This is a genomic window from Flavicella sediminum, assembly GCF_006381105.1.
Taxonomy (GTDB): domain Bacteria; phylum Bacteroidota; class Bacteroidia; order Flavobacteriales; family Flavobacteriaceae; genus Flavicella; species Flavicella sediminum.
This window is the reverse complement of record NZ_VDET01000002.1, coordinates 249,064-268,152: the sequence shown is the minus strand read 5'-3', so window position 1 is coordinate 268,152 and position 19,089 is coordinate 249,064. Positions and strand designations below refer to the sequence as shown.

General features: G+C 34.3%; 14 protein-coding genes. 10 read left to right on the top strand and 4 right to left on the bottom strand.

Translation table 11 applies throughout. The features are described 5' to 3' along the window. Window positions 1-60: 60 nt before the first annotated feature. The 10 genes from FGM02_RS02055 (at window position 61) to FGM02_RS02010 (ending at window position 15,758) form a co-directional block, all read left to right on the top strand. Window positions 61-2,643, top strand: coding sequence for a GH116 family glycosyl-hydrolase (locus tag FGM02_RS02055; RefSeq protein WP_139956446.1), 2,583 nt, complete (start codon window positions 61-63; stop codon window positions 2,641-2,643). Window positions 2,644-2,648: 5 nt separating this feature from the next. Beyond that, complete coding sequence (locus tag FGM02_RS02050; RefSeq protein WP_139956444.1) at window positions 2,649-3,917, top strand: DUF6786 family protein; 1,269 nt, start codon at window positions 2,649-2,651, stop codon at window positions 3,915-3,917. Between the two features lie 35 nt (window positions 3,918-3,952). Further along, the gene (locus FGM02_RS02045) at window positions 3,953-4,969 is read left to right on the top strand and encodes a family 43 glycosylhydrolase (RefSeq protein WP_139956442.1); all 1,017 of its coding nucleotides are present in this window, start codon (window positions 3,953-3,955) and stop codon (window positions 4,967-4,969) included. Window positions 4,970-5,033: 64 nt separating this feature from the next. Next, entirely contained in the window at window positions 5,034-6,464 is a 1,431-nt protein-coding gene (locus tag FGM02_RS02040; RefSeq protein WP_139956440.1) for a sulfatase family protein, read from the top strand. An 81-nt stretch (window positions 6,465-6,545) separates the two neighbouring features. After that, window positions 6,546-7,367: a carboxylesterase family protein gene (locus tag FGM02_RS02035; protein WP_139956438.1), complete on the top strand. Its 822-nt coding sequence runs from the start codon at window positions 6,546-6,548 to the stop codon at window positions 7,365-7,367. A 35-nt stretch (window positions 7,368-7,402) separates the two neighbouring features. After that, complete coding sequence (locus tag FGM02_RS02030) at window positions 7,403-8,467, top strand: glycoside hydrolase family protein (RefSeq protein WP_139956436.1); 1,065 nt, start codon at window positions 7,403-7,405, stop codon at window positions 8,465-8,467. A 215-nt stretch (window positions 8,468-8,682) separates the two neighbouring features. Continuing rightward, a complete protein-coding gene (locus FGM02_RS02025; protein ID WP_139956434.1) occupies window positions 8,683-10,266 on the top strand; it encodes a ThuA domain-containing protein in 1,584 nt (527 codons plus the stop codon). Between the two features lie 51 nt (window positions 10,267-10,317). Next, window positions 10,318-12,654, top strand: a complete 2,337-nt coding sequence (locus FGM02_RS02020) for a glycoside hydrolase family 95 protein (protein ID WP_139956432.1) — start codon at window positions 10,318-10,320, stop codon at window positions 12,652-12,654. Window positions 12,655-12,933: 279 nt separating this feature from the next. Continuing rightward, window positions 12,934-14,592: a hypothetical protein gene (locus FGM02_RS02015; protein WP_139956431.1), complete on the top strand. Its 1,659-nt coding sequence runs from the start codon at window positions 12,934-12,936 to the stop codon at window positions 14,590-14,592. 56 nt (window positions 14,593-14,648) lie between these two features. Further along, entirely contained in the window at window positions 14,649-15,758 is a 1,110-nt protein-coding gene (locus FGM02_RS02010) for a glycoside hydrolase family protein (RefSeq protein WP_139956429.1), read from the top strand. 73 nt (window positions 15,759-15,831) lie between these two features. Here the strand turns inward: FGM02_RS02010 and FGM02_RS02005 are convergent, their stop codons facing one another. From FGM02_RS02005 to FGM02_RS01990, 4 genes are read right to left on the bottom strand one after another with little or no spacing between them, the layout of a single operon-like run. Further along, a complete protein-coding gene (locus tag FGM02_RS02005; protein ID WP_139956427.1) occupies window positions 15,832-16,557 on the bottom strand; it encodes a head GIN domain-containing protein in 726 nt (241 codons plus the stop codon). 12 nt (window positions 16,558-16,569) lie between these two features. Next, window positions 16,570-18,147, bottom strand: coding sequence for a PspC domain-containing protein (locus FGM02_RS02000; RefSeq protein WP_139956425.1), 1,578 nt, complete (start codon window positions 18,145-18,147; stop codon window positions 16,570-16,572). Continuing rightward, the gene (locus FGM02_RS01995; protein ID WP_139956423.1) at window positions 18,140-18,478 is read right to left on the bottom strand and encodes a PadR family transcriptional regulator; all 339 of its coding nucleotides are present in this window, start codon (window positions 18,476-18,478) and stop codon (window positions 18,140-18,142) included. Before FGM02_RS01995 ends, FGM02_RS02000 begins: the two co-directional genes overlap by 8 nt. A 16-nt stretch (window positions 18,479-18,494) precedes the next feature. Further along, window positions 18,495-18,938: a DUF4870 domain-containing protein gene (locus FGM02_RS01990; RefSeq protein ID WP_139956421.1), complete on the bottom strand. Its 444-nt coding sequence runs from the start codon at window positions 18,936-18,938 to the stop codon at window positions 18,495-18,497. Window positions 18,939-19,089 lie beyond the last annotated feature (151 nt).

Below are 19,089 nucleotides of genomic sequence, written 5' to 3'. Positions count from 1 at the left end.
TCTTTGTTTTTAGAAGGGGAGAAAGTCAAAAAAATAAGTTGAATTCAATATAATTAAAGCATGAAGATTCGAAGTAAATGGTTGGTAATAGTCTTGAGTTTATTTTTAGGAACGACTAGTTTTGCACAGCAAAAAGAATGGCCCGTTTTAAAAACCTATACAGGAGAATATTTAAAACGTGTTGCAATGCCTGTTGGAGGTATCGGTACCGGAACTGTTTCTTTAAAAGGTAACGGTGCAATACAAGATTGGGAAATAATGAGTTCTCCAGCTAAAGGATTTAATGCAATTATACCTCAAGGACCACCATCTAACCGAGCTGCTTTTTTTGTTATTAATATTCAAGAAGAAGGAAAAAAGGGACAAGCAATTCTCTTAGAAGGCCCCATGTCAGATCGTTATTATGATGGAGAAAGAGGTGCTATAGGTACTAATCATGGTTTGCCTCGTTTTGCAGAAGCTACGTTTAAAACTGCATATCCTTTTGGGCAAGTCTTTTTAAAGGATAAAGATTTACCTGTTGCGGTAACTTTAGGTGCTTTTAACCCATTAATTCCAGGTAATGTAGATGACAGTAGCATTCCAACAGCGATTCTTAGTTATAAAGTAAAAAATATTTCTACAAAACCACTTACTATTTCATTAGCAGGAACTGTTCAGAACTTTATAGGTTTTGATGGTAGTAAAGGCAAAACCAAAAAGAATATAAATACTTTTAAAGATCAAGACGGTTTAAAAGGGATTCATTATACTTCAAATGGTGTTGATAAAAAGAGTTTTCAATGGGGAACCTTTAGTTTGGCAACCAATAGCAAAGAGCAAATTTCGTATCGTACCAATTGGATTCCTCAAAAATGGGGAGATACAACTTTAGATTTTTGGGATGATTTTACAGAGGATGGTTTGCTAGAAGAGCGACCAAGTTTTAATGCAGACGCTCCTGTAGGGTCTCTTGCTGTGAAAACAACGCTTGCACCTGGTGAAGAAAAAGACATTCGTTTTTTTATCACTTGGCATTTTCCAAATCGTCCAGCTTGGAGAAATCAGAAAGTAAATGTAGGTAATTATTATACTACTAAATATAAAGATTCTTGGGATGTTGCAGAGAAAACAGTTGCTAGAGTTTCAGAGTTAGAAGCGGCAACAGAAGCTTTTGTAAATACATTTTTAGAAAGTGATATTCCTGAAATCACAAAAGAAGCATCACTTTTTAACTTGGCACATTTAAGAACACAGTTAGGATTTAGAACGAAAGAAGGTCATTTTTTAGGTTGGGAAGGAACTGCAGATAATGTAGGTCGAGGTATTGGTTCTTGTACGCATGTTTGGAATTACGATCAAACCACCCCTTTTCTTTTTGGAGAAATTGCACAAACCATGAGAGATACAGAGTTCGGGTATGCTACAACTAAAGAAGGATTGATGAGTTTTAGAATTGAACTTCCGTTAAATACATCAGCACAAAAACATGGTGTAGCTGCTGCCGATGGACAAATGGGAAGTATTATGAAGTTTTATAGAGAATGGCAACTTTCTGGTGATGATGCTTTCTTAAAAAAGCATTGGCCAATGGTAAAAAAAGCATTAGAATTTAGTTGGATTAAAGGTGGATGGGATGCCAATAAAGATGGTGTTATGGAAGGTTCTCAGCACAATACGATGGATGTGGAATATTTTGGACCAAATCCGCAAATGGGGTTTTGGTATTTAGGTGCATTGAAAGCATCAGAAAAAATGGCGCAACATTTAGGAGAAAAATCTTTTGCTAAAACTTGTGAAAAATTATACAAAAATGGTTCTAAATGGCTAGATGCTAATTTATTTAATGGCGAATATTATGAGCAAGATATACAACCACCAATGCTGCAAGAAAATGTTGCCGATGGTTTAATGATGGGTATGGGGACTAAAGATTTAACAACACCAGATTATCAATTAGGTAAAGGTGTTTTGGTAGATCAATTAGTTGGTCAGGTAATGGCACATATTTTAGATTTAGGCTATTTGGCTAAAGAAACTAATATTAAGAAAACCAATAAGGCAATTATAAAATACAACTATAGAGAAAATATGTCTAAGCACGCTAATTTTATGCGTTCGTATGCTTTAGGCGATGAGTCTGCTTTATTAATGGCGGCGTATCCAGGAGAACGTCCGGACAAACCTTTTCCTTATTTTACAGAAGTAATGACGGGTTTTGAATACACTGCAGCAGTAAGTATGTTGTATGAAAATCAAGATGTAATTGGATTAAAAACCATGCAGGATGTTAGAGATCGTTACGATGGTAAAAAAAGGAGTCCGTTTAACGAAGCAGAATTTGGAAATCATTACGCAAGGAGTATGATGGCTTGGGGAAGTGTTTTAGCAAAAACCGGGTTTCATTATTCAGCGGTTGATAACTCTATGAAGTTTACAGCAAAACCAGGTATTTATTTCTGGTCTAACGGTTATCAGTACGGAAAAGTTGAAATATTAGATGATGGTAAATCTAAAAAAGTTACCCTTACGGTATTAAATGGTTCAGTTGAACTTAGCTCTTTTTCTTTAGATGGATTTGGAACGATTTCTTTTAGAATCGGAAAAACAGTTGATGAAAATAAAGTGGCAACATTTACAGTTAAAAATAACGACAAAAAATAAATCCATTGAGAAATTTTAAATTTAATTCCCAGATCTATCTTCTATTTGTTTTTTCAGTTTCATTAATAGGATGTGCTTCCAAAGAAACTAAAAAAAAGGAAATTGCAGAACATTCAGCCTATGTAAGTTATGCAGATGATGTAACCTTTCTAGAAAATTATATCGATGTTATTCAGCTTTCTGATGCTTCAGGGAAAGCAAAAGTCGCTGTGTCAGCCGCATTACAAGGTAGAGTTATGACCAGTAGTTCTTCTAGTTCAAAAGGAAGAAGTTATGGATGGATCAATAGAGAGCTGTTTGCATCGAGAGATACTTTAGAGCATATCAATGTATTTGGTGGTGAAGAACGTTTTTGGTTAGGCCCAGAAGGCGGACAATATTCTTTGTTTTTTAAAAAAGGGGATGAATTTACTTTGGAAAATTGGTATACACCTAAATTAATAGATTTAGATGCGTTCAACATCAAAGCAAAAACGAACAATTCCGTTGTGTTTGCAAAAGAAGCATCTTTGGTGAATTATTCAGGATTTGAATTTAATTTTTCTATTGAAAGAGCTGTAAAGGTTTTGTCAAGAAATGAAATTTCTAGTGAGTTAGGTCTAGATTTTTCGGAGAATATAAATTGCGTGGCTTATAAAACCACAAATTCACTTACAAATTCAGGAAAAGTAGATTGGAATAAAAAAACAGGCTTGTTGTCTATTTGGCTTTTAGGAATGTTTAATCCTTCTCCTGAAATGACGATTGTTATTCCTTATATACCGGGAAATGATGACACGCTAGGAGTTCCTGTAAATGATGATTATTTTGGAAAAGTTCCTGCTGAACGATTAATTGTTAAAGAAAATACAATTTATTTTCAAGGGGATGGAAATTTTAGAAGTAAAATTGGTTTGTCGCCAAAACGAGCAAAAAATATTTTAGGTTCCTACGACGGTGTAAGCACAACACTTACGTTAGTGACGTATAATAAGCCGAAAGAAATTACGGGCTATGTGAATTCTAAATGGGAAATTCAAGAAAAACCTTACGCAGGTGATGTGATCAATTCTTATAATGATGGAGCTCCTGAGCCGGGTAAAAAACCTCTCGGACCTTTTTATGAATTGGAAACTTCTTCTCCTGCATTGGATTTAAAAGTGGGAGAAAAAGAAACACATATTCAAACAACTTATCATTTTGAGGGAAGTCCTGAGCAATTAACACAAATATCAGAAAAGCTATTGGGAGTGTCTATCGAAGAGGTGGTACAGGTATTTGGATCAAAAGAATAATAAAATTATAGTTGCTATAAAATAATTTAAAAAAAATGAAAACAATAAGAATCAGTATTGGCCTTATAAGTGCATTTATGTGTTTATTAGTGTCTTGCCAAAGTGCAAAAAAGGAGAATAAATCAAAGAAGTTAGCGAGTGTTCAAACCGAACAGATTCGATTTGTATATCAAGAAATTAAAGGAGTTGGTAAAGATTCTATTTATAATAGAAGAGACAACAGCGATATAATTAAAGTAAATGACACTTATTATATGTGGTATACACGAATGGATAGCCCAATCACATCAGGGTATTGGGGTACTATTTGGTATGCAACATCAAAAGACGAAGGTTTTACTTGGACAGAGCAGGGTATGGCACTTGATTTAGGGAAAGAAGGAGCATTTGATAGTCATTCTGTTTTTACACCCAATATTTTAGCTTACAAAGGAAAATACTATTTGTATTATACTGGTGTAAAACCGACACCAGGAAATAAAAACAAGGAGTTTGAAGGAAATTCGACAACGGATATAACAGCTATTGGCCTTGCTGTTGCTGACAGTCCTGACGGACCTTTTGTGCGTGTAGAAAATAATCCTGTTTTAGAAATTAGCCCCGTGGCTTCAGATTTTGATAGTTTTAGAATTGACGATGCCAGTTTGTTGGTTAGAGATGATAAAATTTGGTTGTTCTATAAAGGAAGATCTATTGTTGATGGAAAACAAGGGCCGAAAAGAACAAAAATGAGTGTGGCGTATGCAAAGGAAGGAAAAGGGCCTTATGTAAAACACAAAGGCGCCTTATTAGCTAAAAGTCATGAAGTTTTAATTTGGCAAAAAGAAGGAGGTGTAGCTTCGATAGCTTCCATCAATGCAACCATAAATTACGCCAAAGATGGCGAGCATTATACCATTATGCACGACAGTCTTAAGAAAATTCCAAAAGCACCAGGACTGTACCGTCCTCATTTAGAAAATGGAAATTCAAATGCAGAAATTCCTGGCTGGGGAATTTCTATGATTCAAAAGAAAGGATCGGCTTATTTGCTACGTTTTGAAATGAAGTAGTTTGTTGCTGTTTTAAACTTAAAACCTACTATTTATGGTACTCTCATTGTTAATATTTAAATAAATGAATTTGTTTAAGCTAGTTTTGTGTTTGCTAAGTGTGAGTTGTGCTGCACAAACTCAATTAGTAAATAAAAAAAATCCGCCAAATTTTATAGTCATTTTTACCGATGATCAAGGCTATGGTGATCTTGGTTGTTTTGGTGGTAAACATGTTCATACTCCGAATATTGATAAAATGGCGGCAGAAGGAATGAAGCTCACCAATTTTTATGTTGCTGCGCCCGTTTGTAGTCCGTCAAGAGCTGCACTTATGACGGGATGCTATCCTAAAAGAATAAACATGGCTACAGGATCCAAATCAGGAGTTTTACTCGCAGCAGATTCTAAAGGTTTACATCCTAATGAAATTACCATAGCGGAAGTATTAAAAACAAAAGGGTATGCTACAGGAATAATAGGGAAGTGGCATTTGGGAGATCAGCCCAATTTTTTACCTACCAAACAAGGTTTTGATGAGTTTTATGGATTGCCTTATAGTCATGATATACATCCTTTTCATCCCAATAATGAGAAGTTTAATTTTCCTGCTTTGCCATTATTAGAAAACGAAACTGTAGTTGAGTTGAATCCGGATGCAACTTATTTAACACAAAGAATTACAGACAAAGCGGTCAATTTTATAGAGAGACATAAAGATGAACCTTTTTTCTTGTACATTCCACATCCTCTTCCGCACAAACCTTTATATGCCTCTCCTGATTTTATGAAAAGGGTTTCAATTGCTATTAAAACAAAATTGGCTAAAGAAAATTGCAATGTCAATTATAAAGAGAGAGATAAGATTTATCCACAAGCAATTCATGAAATTGATGCTTCTGTAGGAGAGATTCTAGCAGCTTTAAAAGCCAATGGTTTGGATAAAAATACCTTCGTGATTTTTACTTCAGATAACGGTCCTTCGAAAAGTGGTTTAGGAAGTACAGGACTTTTAAGAGGTAGAAAAGGAGATACATTTGAAGGGGGAATGAGAGAACCTGCTGTTGTTTGGTGGCCAGGAACTATCCCTGCTAATACTGTTTCTGATCAAATTTTAACAACGATGGATTTGTTGCCTACATTTGCGAAGTTGGCCAAGGCAGAAATATCGAATGATAGAATTATTGATGGTAAGGATATTTGGCCAGTTCTTTCAGGAAAACAAGAAGAGAATTTTCCGATACACGAACAATTTTATTATTTCAAAGCAAATCAGTTGGAGGCTGTTAGGTCGGGGGATTGGAAGTTTCGAAAGCAAGGATCTAAAAAACTACTTTATAATCTTAAAACAGATATGGGAGAAGTGGTAAATCTAGCAAGTAAATACCCTGAAATTGTTAAAAAACTAGACCAATATTTTAACGATTTTGAAAAAGAACTGGGCGTTGGAAAAGAATTGAGTAGTGCATGCAGGCAAGCTGGCTTTGTTGAAAATCCGGTGCCTCTTAGTAAATAGAACTACTTTTTTCTCTTAATGATAAAAAATTTAGTAAAATGATGTGTGATCTTGTTTCTAAATAAAAATAAATACTTGATAATGAAAAACATAACAGCAGTCTTTCTTTTTGTGCTTGGTCATTTGACCTATGCTCAAACAGCTGTTTTGGATAGGGATTCGGCTAATAAAATTCAAGAACACGAGCTGTCTTTTTATAAAAAGCATACGAAGGATTTTGTTTTTATAGATAAAGAGGGGGCGAAAATGCCATATCGATTGTTTTTACCAGACAATTACAATCCTAAAAATAAATATCCATTAGTACTCGCTTTTCACGGAGCCGGTTCAAGAGGAAATGACAATTTAAAACAATTGCGTCCTTGGGTGGCTGGTTGGATGGATACCGATGTGCAAAAAGAACATCCCAGTATTATTTTAATGCCACAGTGCCCTAAAAAACAACAGTGGGTAAATGTGCCTTGGAAAGACGGATCTTATCAATTTAAAGAAGTCCCAGCTAGTAAACCTATGAAATTGGCAAAAGAAATTTTTGATAAAGTAGTACAAGAATATGCTGTAGATAAAAACCGTGTGTATGTCATGGGGATGTCTATGGGAGGTTATGGTGCTTGGAATTTTGTCATGCGATATCCGAAAATAATTGCGGCTGCTATTGCAATTTGTGGTGCAGGCGATCCATCAATGGGAAAAAAAATAAAACGTATTCCTATTTGGGCTTTTCATGGTGATAAAGATAATGTTGTCCCACTGTCTGGTTCTTCAGATATGATTGAATCTTTGAGAAGTTCTAAGAAACACAAAGCTCGTTTTACTATTTACAAAGATGTTGGTCACAATTCGTATGAGTTGGCGTGGAAAGACCCAAAACTCATAGATTGGCTTTTTAGTCAGCATAAATAAACGAAATAGTTTTAAAAAAATAAGTTCCAAAAACCATGAATATATTTCTATCAAAATTGTTATTGACCCTATTGTTATGTTGTTCGCTAAGTGCTGTTTCGCAAAAAACTAAAAACAGTTTGGATATTCATAAAATGATGAAGCCTTTGCAAAAAGATGGAATTTTTCGTGATTCTTTGTATTACAATTGGGGAGGTTCTATTTTAAAAGATGAAGGAGGTACCTATCATTTGTTTTATTCCCGATGGAAAAGAGCCTATACTTTTAATGGATGGCTAACTTTTTCGGAAATAGCCCATGCAGAATCAAATGCAGCAACAGGACCATGGCAATACAGGGAAACCGTTTTAAAAGGAAGTGGCCAAGGGAATTGGGATGAAATTACGGCTCACAATCCTAAAATTAAATATTTTGAAGGCAGATATTATCTCTATTATATCGCTACTAATTTAGGCGGTAAGAATTTTACAAATGATGATTTAGTTGCGTTAAGTACAAAATCGTTAAAAGACGCGGATAGAGGAACGCTTCGTAAAAATCAAAGAACTGGTGTGGCAGTTTCAAATTCTATTAATGGTCCTTGGAAAAGAATGGAAACACCAATAATAGAACCATCTGGCCCCATCGCTAACATTACTGTGAATCCTGCAATTGATCAAGGGAAAGACGGTAAGTATTACTTAATTGTAAAAGGAGATAAACCTAATGAGAAAAAGTTTATCAGAAACCAAGCAATTGCTGTTTCTACATCACCAACAGGACCTTTTAAAATTCAACCCAACCCTGTAATTGGCAATTTAGATACCGAAGATGTATCTATGTGGTATGATGAACAACAAGCAGCTTTTTATGCTGTTTTTCATGCCCATTCTTATATTGGGTTAATGACTTCTAAAGATGGTTTGCATTGGGAAAAAGCTAAGAACTATGAAATTACTCGTAAAAAAATAAAATTGCAAAATGGAGGTTTTTTAATTCCCAATCGTATGGAGCGTCCGTTTGTTTATTTGGAAAATAAGCAGCCAAGTGTTTTGTGTTTGGCCATAAAAAAAGGGAATGATTCGTATACTATTTTTATACCTCTAGGTAAGAATAATTAAAAGAAGGAAGTACTAGTAATTTATATGTTGAAGTATTTCTTTGTTCGTATATTGCTTGCTAGATTTAGGAATAAGAGGTGTCTTCCTTGGGTTTTTTGCTATATGCAACATTTTTACACTAAGTATGATACGGCTGTACTTCACAGGCAGCCCTACTTTTAACTACTTTTGGGGGGAACACAAAAAGTGAGAACAATTAGTAAGTTTTTAAAAGTATGAAAAACAAATTCCTATTCTTAAGCATCGTATTTTTTACGACAAGTCTTACTTTAATTTCGCAGAGCAAAACAACAAATACAGATGTTAAAAAATTAAAGATTCTTAATTTTTATGGCGATAATGGTTTTGTGCACTCATCACAAGAGGCGGGTTTAAAACTTATTGAAAATTTAGGAATACAGAATAAATGGGAAGTTGTTACGACGGCAGATGCTGCTATTTTTGACACTAGCGTGATAGTATCATTTGATGCTATCATTTTTAATAACAATTGTGGAAACAAAGGGCAAATTTTATCCAAAGCCCAGCAGTCTTTATTACAAAAATATATTCGAAATGGTGGTGGTTTTGTAGGTATACATTGCGCTGGTGCTATTTGGAAAGAAGGAGGCGAGTTTCAAAATTGGTACGAAGGATTGATTGGGACTAAATTGGTAGATCATCCAAAAGTGCAGTCGGCTAGATTGCTTGTTGAAGATTCGACAAATCAAATCACAAAACATCTTGATAAGGAATGGGAAGTAAAGGATGAATGGCATCGTTTTTCTTCCAATCCTCGAAACCACGTAAAAGTACTGTTGTCGGTAGATGAAGATTCTTATATAGGAACTCAAAAAATGAGAGGAGATCATCCTTTTACTTGGTGTCATAATTATGATGGTGGGCGTTCCTTTTTTACTTCTTTAGGACATACCAAAGAAATATATACTGATTTTAATTTTCAGAAATTAGTAGAAGAAGGAATTAAATGGGCAGCAGATTCTTCAAATAACACTGCTACTTTGCCTTTATCTGAAGGGCTATTGTTAGATTTAAACGCAGACGAAAACTTGCTGATAGAAGCTAGAGATAAAGTAAGTTCTTGGAGCAATTCGGTTACTAATAAGATTCAGAAATTTGTAAAACAAGATACAGGTAGAAAAATAAAAGGTTCTGGTAGACCTAAATTAAAGCTGAAGGTGCCAAAATTAAATGGGCATAATTCGGTTGTTTTTCATCGACAAGAATTAGTGAACCATCAAGAAGATGCTTTTGATCATTTAACCCAAGGAAGTGGTTATACTTGGTTTTCTGTGATGTCGGTTTCTAAACAAGTAAAAGGAAAACCAGGGGTAAATTCATTTTTCGGAAATCTTCGGAATACTAATGTTGATAAAAAAGGTCAGTATGAAGGTTTTTGGGGTGGTGTAAACCTAAAAAATCATGTTTGGATGTCTTCTAGAAATGGATTGCAAAAAGGAACATGGAGTGATGGCAGTCCGTTGTTATTGGCAGAAGAACCCTTGCTAAAAGAAAAATATTATCTGGTTATGGGACGAATGGGAGCAGGAGTAGGCGATGTAAAAATGGAATTGTTTGTGAATACAACAAAAGCAGTGGTAGAAAAATCATTTCCTGTAAACGCCAAAGCCAATCCGTCTAAAATGGTTATTGGTCAAGAACGAGATGCCACAAATCATCCAGGAGCAGAATCTTTTGATGGAGAAATTGCTCGTTTTTTAATTTTTGAGAGACCTCTTTTTGATGAGGAATTACAAATTCTTTCAGAGCATTTAAAAGAGAAATACAATATCCACTAAGTAATCACTTAAGACAAAAAACAAACGTTAACTAAAATAAAAAAAATAGAGATGAACAAGCAAAGGAACATTAGCCTAGTTAAAATGCTGAAGAAGTTTAGCTACTTCCTGTTGGTAGCATTTACTTTTATCAGTTGCAATCCTACTGAAGTCGCTAAGGAGGTAACTCCTTTAAAAATTTGGTTTAACCAACCTACGACAAAATGGAATCAAGGATTACCTATTGGAAATGGAAGCTTGGGAGCCATGATTTATGGGACGCCTAAAAAAGAAATTATTTGTTTAAATGAAGAAACAATTTGGACAGGAGGCAAGGATTACAATAGAGATAAGAAAGATGCGGGCAAGCATATTGTAGCCATTCAAAAACTGTTATTTGATGAGAAATACATGGAGGCGGAGGCAATGGTTCAAGATAAAATTCTAGCAGATCGTTTACCTACAGGTACAGATACTTACCAAATGTTAGCCAATTTATTTATAGAAACCCCAAACTTGGGTGCCGTAAATAATTATAAACGTGAATTGGATATAAATAAATCATTGGTTACAACCACATTTAGTTCGGACGGGGTAGCTTATACAAGAACCTATTTTTCTAGTTTTCCAGACAAAGCAATGGTGTATAAGTTCAAGGCGAATAAAGACGGGAAAATTAATATTGCTTCTTGGATAAAACGAAATGAGCAAACTAAAATTTCTATTAAAGACAATAGTATTGAATTTTCAGAACATGTAGGAAATGGTCACGGGGTTCAATTTTATGCTCGTGTACATTTTGAAACCAAAGGTGGGATTTCAGAAGTTAAAGAAGGGAGATTAGTGATAAGCAATGCCGATGAGGTGCAAATTAAAGTTGTAGCTGCTAGTAATTATCGTGGTTTAAATCCTAAAGAAGAAACTAAAAATAGCCTTGAAAAAATAGCCCAAACTTCTTATGACAAACTTTTAAAAAATCATGTTTCTGATTATCAATCCTTGTTTAACCGACTTTCATTTAAAATTTCTAATAGCAAAGGTGATGAGTTTCCTACTGATGAACGCTTGCAAAAATTAAAAAAAGGAGCCACCGATAAGTACCTCACCCAATTACAATATCAGTTTGGACGTTATTTATTAATTAGTAGTTCAAGGCCGGGGACTTTGCCTGCCAATCTACAAGGGATTTGGGCTACAGGATTTACACCACCTTGGAATTCAGATTATCATATCAATATCAATATTCAAATGAATTATTGGATGGCAGAAATGACAAATTTAGCTGAGTGTCATGAGCCATTTTTAGAATTTATTGATGACTTACGAGAAATGGGGCGAATTACCGCAAAAAAAACATACAATGCTAGAGGTTTTGTTGCGCATCATACAAGTAGTGTTTGGCATGCTACCGCTGCAAATGGAAAGGCTAGATATGGTATGTGGCCAATGGGTGCAGGTTGGTGTTCTCAACATTTATTTACACATTATGAATATACAGAGGATAAAGAATATTTAAAAAATAAAGCCTATCCTATTATGAAGGAAGCTGCTTTGTTTTTTGTTGATTTTATGGTGCCAAATCCTAAAACGGGACTTTTAGTGACCGGGCCATCCATATCTCCAGAAAATAATTTTTTAACAAAAAACGGTGAAAAAGCCACTTTGAATATGGGACCTTCTATGGATCGTGAAATTATTTTTGAATTGTTTCGAAATTGTATTAGTGCCGCAGAAATTTTAAATATTGATCAAGAGTTTAGCGATATTCTTAAAAGCAAAATCAAACAAATGCCACCTCTTAAAATTGGTAAGGATGGTAGATTGTTAGAATGGGTAGACGAATTAAAAGAAGCGCAACCAGGTCACAGACATATTTCTCATTTGTATGCCTTGCATCCATCAAATCAAATTTCAAAATCTAAAACACCTGAATTATTTGAAGCAGCAAAAAAAACATTAGCAGGACGCTTATCAAAAGGTGGTGGTCATACAGGTTGGAGTAGAGCATGGATTATTAATTTTTATGCACGTTTGTTGGAAGGAGAAAAAGCTTATAACAATATTTTGGCCTTGCAAAGAAAATCTACTTTACCGAATTTGTTAGACGTACATCCTCCTTTTCAAATTGATGGGAATTTTGGAGTTGTTTCTGGAATTACAGAAATGCTAATGCAAAGTCATAATGGAGAAGTGCATCTATTACCTGCATTGCCTTCAGCTTGGGCATCGGGAAGTATACAAGGAATTGTGGCTAAAAAAGGATTTGAAATTGCTATGACTTGGGAATTAGGGAAATTGAAAACCTTAGTAATTACTTCAAAATTAGGGAACACACTGAACCTTCGTTACCAAGATGAGCTAAAGCAAATAGCAACGAAAAAAGGAGAAGTTTTAGAATTCAATTATTAATTCTTCCAAATAAGGAACGAGCTTTAAAAAAGGATAGTATTTACTTTTTTAAAGCTCTTTTTTTTTGTTAAAGGTATTTAAACATCAGGTTTGGTAATAGGAATTGTATCATTTGTACTCCCTTGTTGCTACAATACTATGCAAGCTGTTTTTTGATTTTTAAATAGCTTGCAAAGCATAAAATGATAATTAACCATTAAAACTTTATTAGATTTCTAAGAAATTCTTCAAATAGAAAGAACTTTTAGAATGATTTAGCCTTAAAAAAATTAAACGACCATGAACAAAATTTATCTATTAATTGCCTCTATTTTCTTTTTGTATAACTGTAGCAAAGCGACCGATGAGGTTGCTGAAATTAATAACGATGAAATAAAATTCACTCAATTTGATGTTACCTTGACTTCTGGGCAAAAATCTGTTGGGGTTATTGATGTCGCCAACAAACAGATTTCTTTAAAAGGTGTAAAAGATCCTTTAGAGATTACCTCTGTGACTTATAAATATTCAGAAGCAGTATCAATAATAACACCAAAGCCAGAAACAAGAATTGGTCAATGGGGACTTACTGAAAAGTTTAGACTTCACTCTAGTGGAGATTATGTGGAGTATACTGTAGAAATTGTTGATTATGAAGAACCAACATATGTAAATAAAGCAACCATAGCCCCACTTGAAAAATTTGGAAGGCTTACAAAATATCATATGTATGACTTGAATCATAATGCTGGAGCTTTAAGTAATATCAGTAATGCAGAAAAAGCTTTTGGTCAAGGTAGCGGTCAAGCCAAAATGAATGGTCTTAGAGTTCCATTATATTGTGGTGATGCCTTTGGTGGACATCCTGCAGAAGGAGAGGTTGTAGAAAGTGTTTACACAACTCTTTTAAAATCTATAGAGAATGCGAAAACATCTTATCATGGTACTGAACCTTTTATGATTTTTTTAGGTTTAAAAGTTTTAACATCAAATAAAGCTGAGTATTTTCCTGATTGGGTAACAACAGAAGCACCAACTGTGCCTAATCCTGTAAAATATGCACAATTGATTGTTGACTATGTTGCGTTTATGCATGAACATGGACACGAAGTAAACTATGTTGCTTTTGATAAAGAAGCTGCTAGGATGGATGTTACAGATTTTACGATAGCTGTAGATACTTTAAGAGCAAGAACGGCAAGACTTGGTTATGTGGTGCCAAAAATTGTGGCTCCAGAATTCTACAAACCATTAGGTGAATCTGGATCTTTTAACGATTTATACAAAATTAATGGAGAAGATAGATTTGACGTATTTGGGAATCACTATTATATGAATCATCATAATGCAACTATTCATCCAGATTTAAAATACGAATATGAACTAGCTCAAAGTGATAAATATCGTGAAGCTTGGGCTACAGAAGCACATTGGGATGCCCTTAGGTGTAGTAATGTTTACGAAAATGACAGAGAAATTTGGACTTCTGAACTTGCTATTGGATGTATGTTTGATTGGACGGATCTTGGATTAGACTTAGTAAGCTGGTGGGATTACCCTTTATCTGGTGGTAATGCACCAAGACATTATATTACCAGAGCATATACGGAAGCTTTGATTGGTTCACAACCTATAAGAATGTTAGATCATGATGGTGAAGAAGTACTTAGTAGGGAGAAACTTCATAGTAGAGCCTATATAAGAGGTAATGAAGTAAATGTGTTTTTTATTAACACTGTGAGTCCATGTAAAACTTTTATACCACCTTTTTACGAAGAATATCCTGTAGGGATTCTAGATGGTTTTAAAATTGATGGTACTATACGTGTAACACAATGGGATGATGATGATCAACCTCTAGGAGAATCTTTTGTTATAGAGCCTGTAACAGAAAATCAATTTCTTATAGACATAACAACAGGTTCATTTACCCATGTTTCATTTAAGATAAAAGAATAAAAAAGAAGCATTTTCCTCTGAATTAAATAATCTAAACTTTTTTAATAAAATCACTAATGAAAAAAATAATAGTAAGCATCGTAATGCTTTCAATATTTGTTGCTTCTTGTCAAAATAAAAAAAATAAAAACCCAGAAACAAACAAAAATGTGGCTTCTGAAATACAAACTCCAACAGCTTTGTCTGATTATTGGAAATTTATTGGAGAGGCTGTAAATGAACCCGGTTATGATGTTTGGGGAAGCTCTCCTATTAGAGACGAACAAGGAAATGTACATTTATTTTCTGCAAGATGGTCATCAGAAACGCCATTTAAAACAGCTTGGCGTTACAATAGTGAAATTGCACATTATGTAGCCAAAAGTCCTGAAGGCCCTTTTAAATTTGTAGAAGTTGTAGCACAAGGAAATGGAGATGGGAATTGGAATGCTGCTGGTTTTCACAATCCAAGTATTAAAAAGATAGATGATCAATATGTTTTAATATTTATAGCCAATGATGGAGCAAAAAATCATGGGCCTAGTCAAAGAATAGGCATGTTGGTCAGCAATAGTCTTAGCGGTCCTTGGGTAGAAAAACCAAATAAAAATACGCCTTTATTAAGTCCGCCAAACGATGCTGCTATTTGGTGTTATAATAGTGGTCTTGGTGTTAACAATCCGGGACTTATAAAACATCCAAACGGAAAATATTATTTGTATTTTAAAGCGATGGCAGGTCCTAAAAGAAATGGTGCAAAAGTAAGTATGGGAGTTGCTATTTCAGAAAAATTAGAGGGACCGTATGTTATTCAGCCAAATCCAATAACAACTAATAAGGTGAGAATAGAAGATGGCTATGCTTTTATTTGGAAAAATAAAATTTGCTTGCTAACGACAGATAATCATGGAATATTAGAAAAAGGAGGTGGTTTACTTTGGGTATCTGATGATGGATTGCAATTCAATGCAGCTCCTTTATCGGGCTTTCATAACGCGCAAAATTTTTACTTAAAAGGAAAGGTTCCTGAAGGAGCAAATGCCAGGTATGGTAAAAAAGTAAAGTTTGAAAGACCACAACTGCTAATGGACGCAAATAATGACCCGGAATACTTATATTGCCCTAGTGGAGTGGCATTAGATGGAAGTGATGGTTCAAACAATTATGTATTAAAATATAAGAAATAAACAAGCATAAAAAAGGAGACTGTCTTTAGTGACAGGCTCCTTTTTTTAGGTTTTATAAAGGGAAAACAGTTTGCTAATAGCCGCTGATGTTTCCTCCTGAAGAGGAGTTTTTGACTATTTCTTTAGGCTTTCCTGTAAAGTGAATGGAACCACCGCTGCTGGCTTTTGCATTTAATTTGTGTGTTGCATTTAGGTTAATGGAAGCACCACTGCTTACCTTGGCTAAAGCTTCTTCTGTGTCCAAATCATTAGCATGAATTGAACTACCACTACTGGCTTTGGCTTGGTGTACATAGGCTTTTCCTTTTAATTTAATGGTTGATCCACTACTGCTAGTTGAGTTGATGTTTTCTGTAATAATTAAAAATTCTATAGAAGCTCCACTGCTGGCTTTGGCATCAAAATTATCGACAATCATGGTGTTTTCTGATACCACTCGACTACCACTACTGGCTTCAATGGTATTTATTTTAGGTGCAGTTACGTGTACGTTTCTAGCTTTGGCTTTTCGGATGTTTTCCTTCGCATAAATTTTTAAAACACCATCAACTATTTCTGTTATAATAATGTCGTGTAAGTTTTCATCAGCTTCTAAAACAACGGTGCTCTTGTTTCCCATGGTTAGGTAGACAGTTATTCCCTGACTTACATCAATTTTTGTAAACTCCTTTTTTAAAGAGCGGTCTTTGGTTACCACATGTTTGTTTCCTGAAATTCCATTGAATCCATTTACATGGCATGCGGTCATAAGTGTGGCAACAAAAAGAAGTAGCGTTGCTTTAGAAATTATTTTTTTCATGAGAGTTTGGTTTTAGTTTCTGTAAAGTCTTTCGTCACAATCGGTGCATTCAAAGCCATTTTCTGTCATTGTAAAATAATGGTTGATCATATCTCTGTCTAAAATTCGTTGTGTGTTTTTTATGTCGTAAATAAAACTTTGAACTGAATTGGTGAAGTAAACCGTCATTCCAATAGGTAAGTATAGGGTAACGGAAACTTTTTCGTCTTTGTGGCGACTGTTTATATCGCTTAAAAAGTAGCCGTTTAAAATAATATTGTTGTCAATTACTTGGTAATCGTATTCAATTTGTTCTGCTTTTTCGGTTGCTGAATTTCTGTTTTTTCCTTCCGACTCTCTTCTAATTTTTATAAAGGCGCTATCATTTTCACTTTCTAATATGTCAATTTGAACATTCGTAGAATACAATCTTTTCTCATCATTAACATACACAACTTCGTGCTCAGAATCTCTTCGGAAATACGATTTGTAGTTCAGTTCCTCATCATTGACAACTTTTATTCTTAAGGTGTCATTTTCTACAAATTGAAAAGTTTGTTTGGCGACTTTAGAGCCATTAAAGGCGTTGGTAGAACTGTATTCAATACCTGTAAAAATTAAGCCCAAAATAGCGATGATCCAAATACCTAATAAGGTCAATGAAGTAGGTCTGCTAAATTGTTTCACTTTACTAGACACAATTCTAAGTCCTAATACAAATAAAATTAAGAAAGGGAATCCGACAGCGATAAAGCCTAAAATGGTAATTAACCAAGTTGGAATTATAGAATCGTAAAAGAATGCAGGGATGTCAATAAAATCATCACTGATACCAATAAGTTCAATACTTCCTAAAGAAAAACCGCTAAGAAGTAAAGATAGCAATACGATGGCTGCAACAAACATTAGGATAGCTCCTATAAATTTTCCAACAATTTTAAACACACTAATTATTATTTTTCCTAAAGTGTCTAAAAAATCTTGAAAACCCGACTTTGCTTTGCTATAATCGGCATTTTTTATTTTTTCGCTAACGTTGTCTATTTCTTTTTTTATTTTTCTTTCAATATTATCTATGGTTACGGGTTCTCCTTCCATTTGCAATTTTTCAGCAGTGGTGCGTGCCTCTGGTAGTAAAATCCACAGTAAAATATAAATAGGAATTCCGAAACCAATAGTAATGGTTAAAAGTATAAATGCCAATCGCATCCAAATGGTGTCAATTGAAAAATAATGTGCAAATCCGGAAGCCACACCTCCTAAAAATTTGTCTTCTCCATCTCTAAATAATTTTCTTGAAGTAGCCGAAGTTCTTTGGTAAGTCGTTTCGGTATAACTTTCATCACCATCACCATAATCTTCTGGTTGTCCCATTATTTTTATTACAGCATTGATATCTTCTTCATTGACTACTTGGCGTTCGTCTTTGATATTTTCACTTAATAACTCACTTATTCTCGCTTCAATATCTTGAATAATTTCGTTTTTACCTTGGGGGTCATCACTTAAAGATTTAGCAATGGCTTCTAAATACCTTTTAAGAACCTGGTAGGCTACTTCATCAATATGAAAGAAGAATCCGCCTAAATTTATGTTTATTGTTTTATTCATCGTTGTCTTTTTTTGTTACTAGGTCTACTGCGTTTACTAAATTATTCCATGTGCTGTTTAATTCTTTTAAGAACAAACCTCCGTTTTCTGTAAGTACATAATATTTACGTGGAGGTCCAGAGGTAGATTCTTCCCATCTGTAACTTAACAAGCCCGCATTTTTTAAGCGGGTTAGCAAAGGGTAAATGGTCCCTTCCACTACAATCATTTCTGCGCTCTTCAGGGTCGCAAGTATTTCAGAAGTATAGGCGTCGCCTTTTTGCAATATGGACAAGATGCAATATTCTAAAACCCCTTTTCTCATCTGAGCTTTTGTGTTTTCTATCTTCATATAAAGGATTTAAATATTATTTAATAAATTTTATTGTTAGGGGGTAGGAATACAATTCTCCTTTTTGGGATTTCATAGCGGCTATAATTATCAAAACTGATTTGATCACAGTAAACAATCCAATGATTGAAAAGAATCCTGCTGGGATTAAATAATTTCCAGATTCAAAATGATAGGAAAAGTTATAGGTGAAATTTTCGTCTCCCCAGTTTTTTATTAAAGGGAATAAGGACCTAAAAAAGCTTCCTATAAAAGTAAGCCCCAATAAAATAGCATACAAGGCAAAACTAATATTGAAGTTCACCGCTTCTTTTCCATGGTGATCTAAAAAGGCACTTTTGCCTTTTTGAGTTTGCCATAAAACCAAGGGAACCAAAATTGCTGCAAAAGGAAAAAAGTGTCCGGTAAATGCAGAAATATGAATTAAAAATGCATTTGTATTTTCTTTATTGTTGTACATGATTTTTACAATTAGTGTTTTGATTATGGTACAAATATATAAACTATATAGTATTATGCAAAGCATAGTACTGTTTATTTTTTAAGGTGTTTTTTTAATTCAGGTACGTTGTTACTGTTAATAAGGGCTGTAGAGATTTTATGAATTGAAT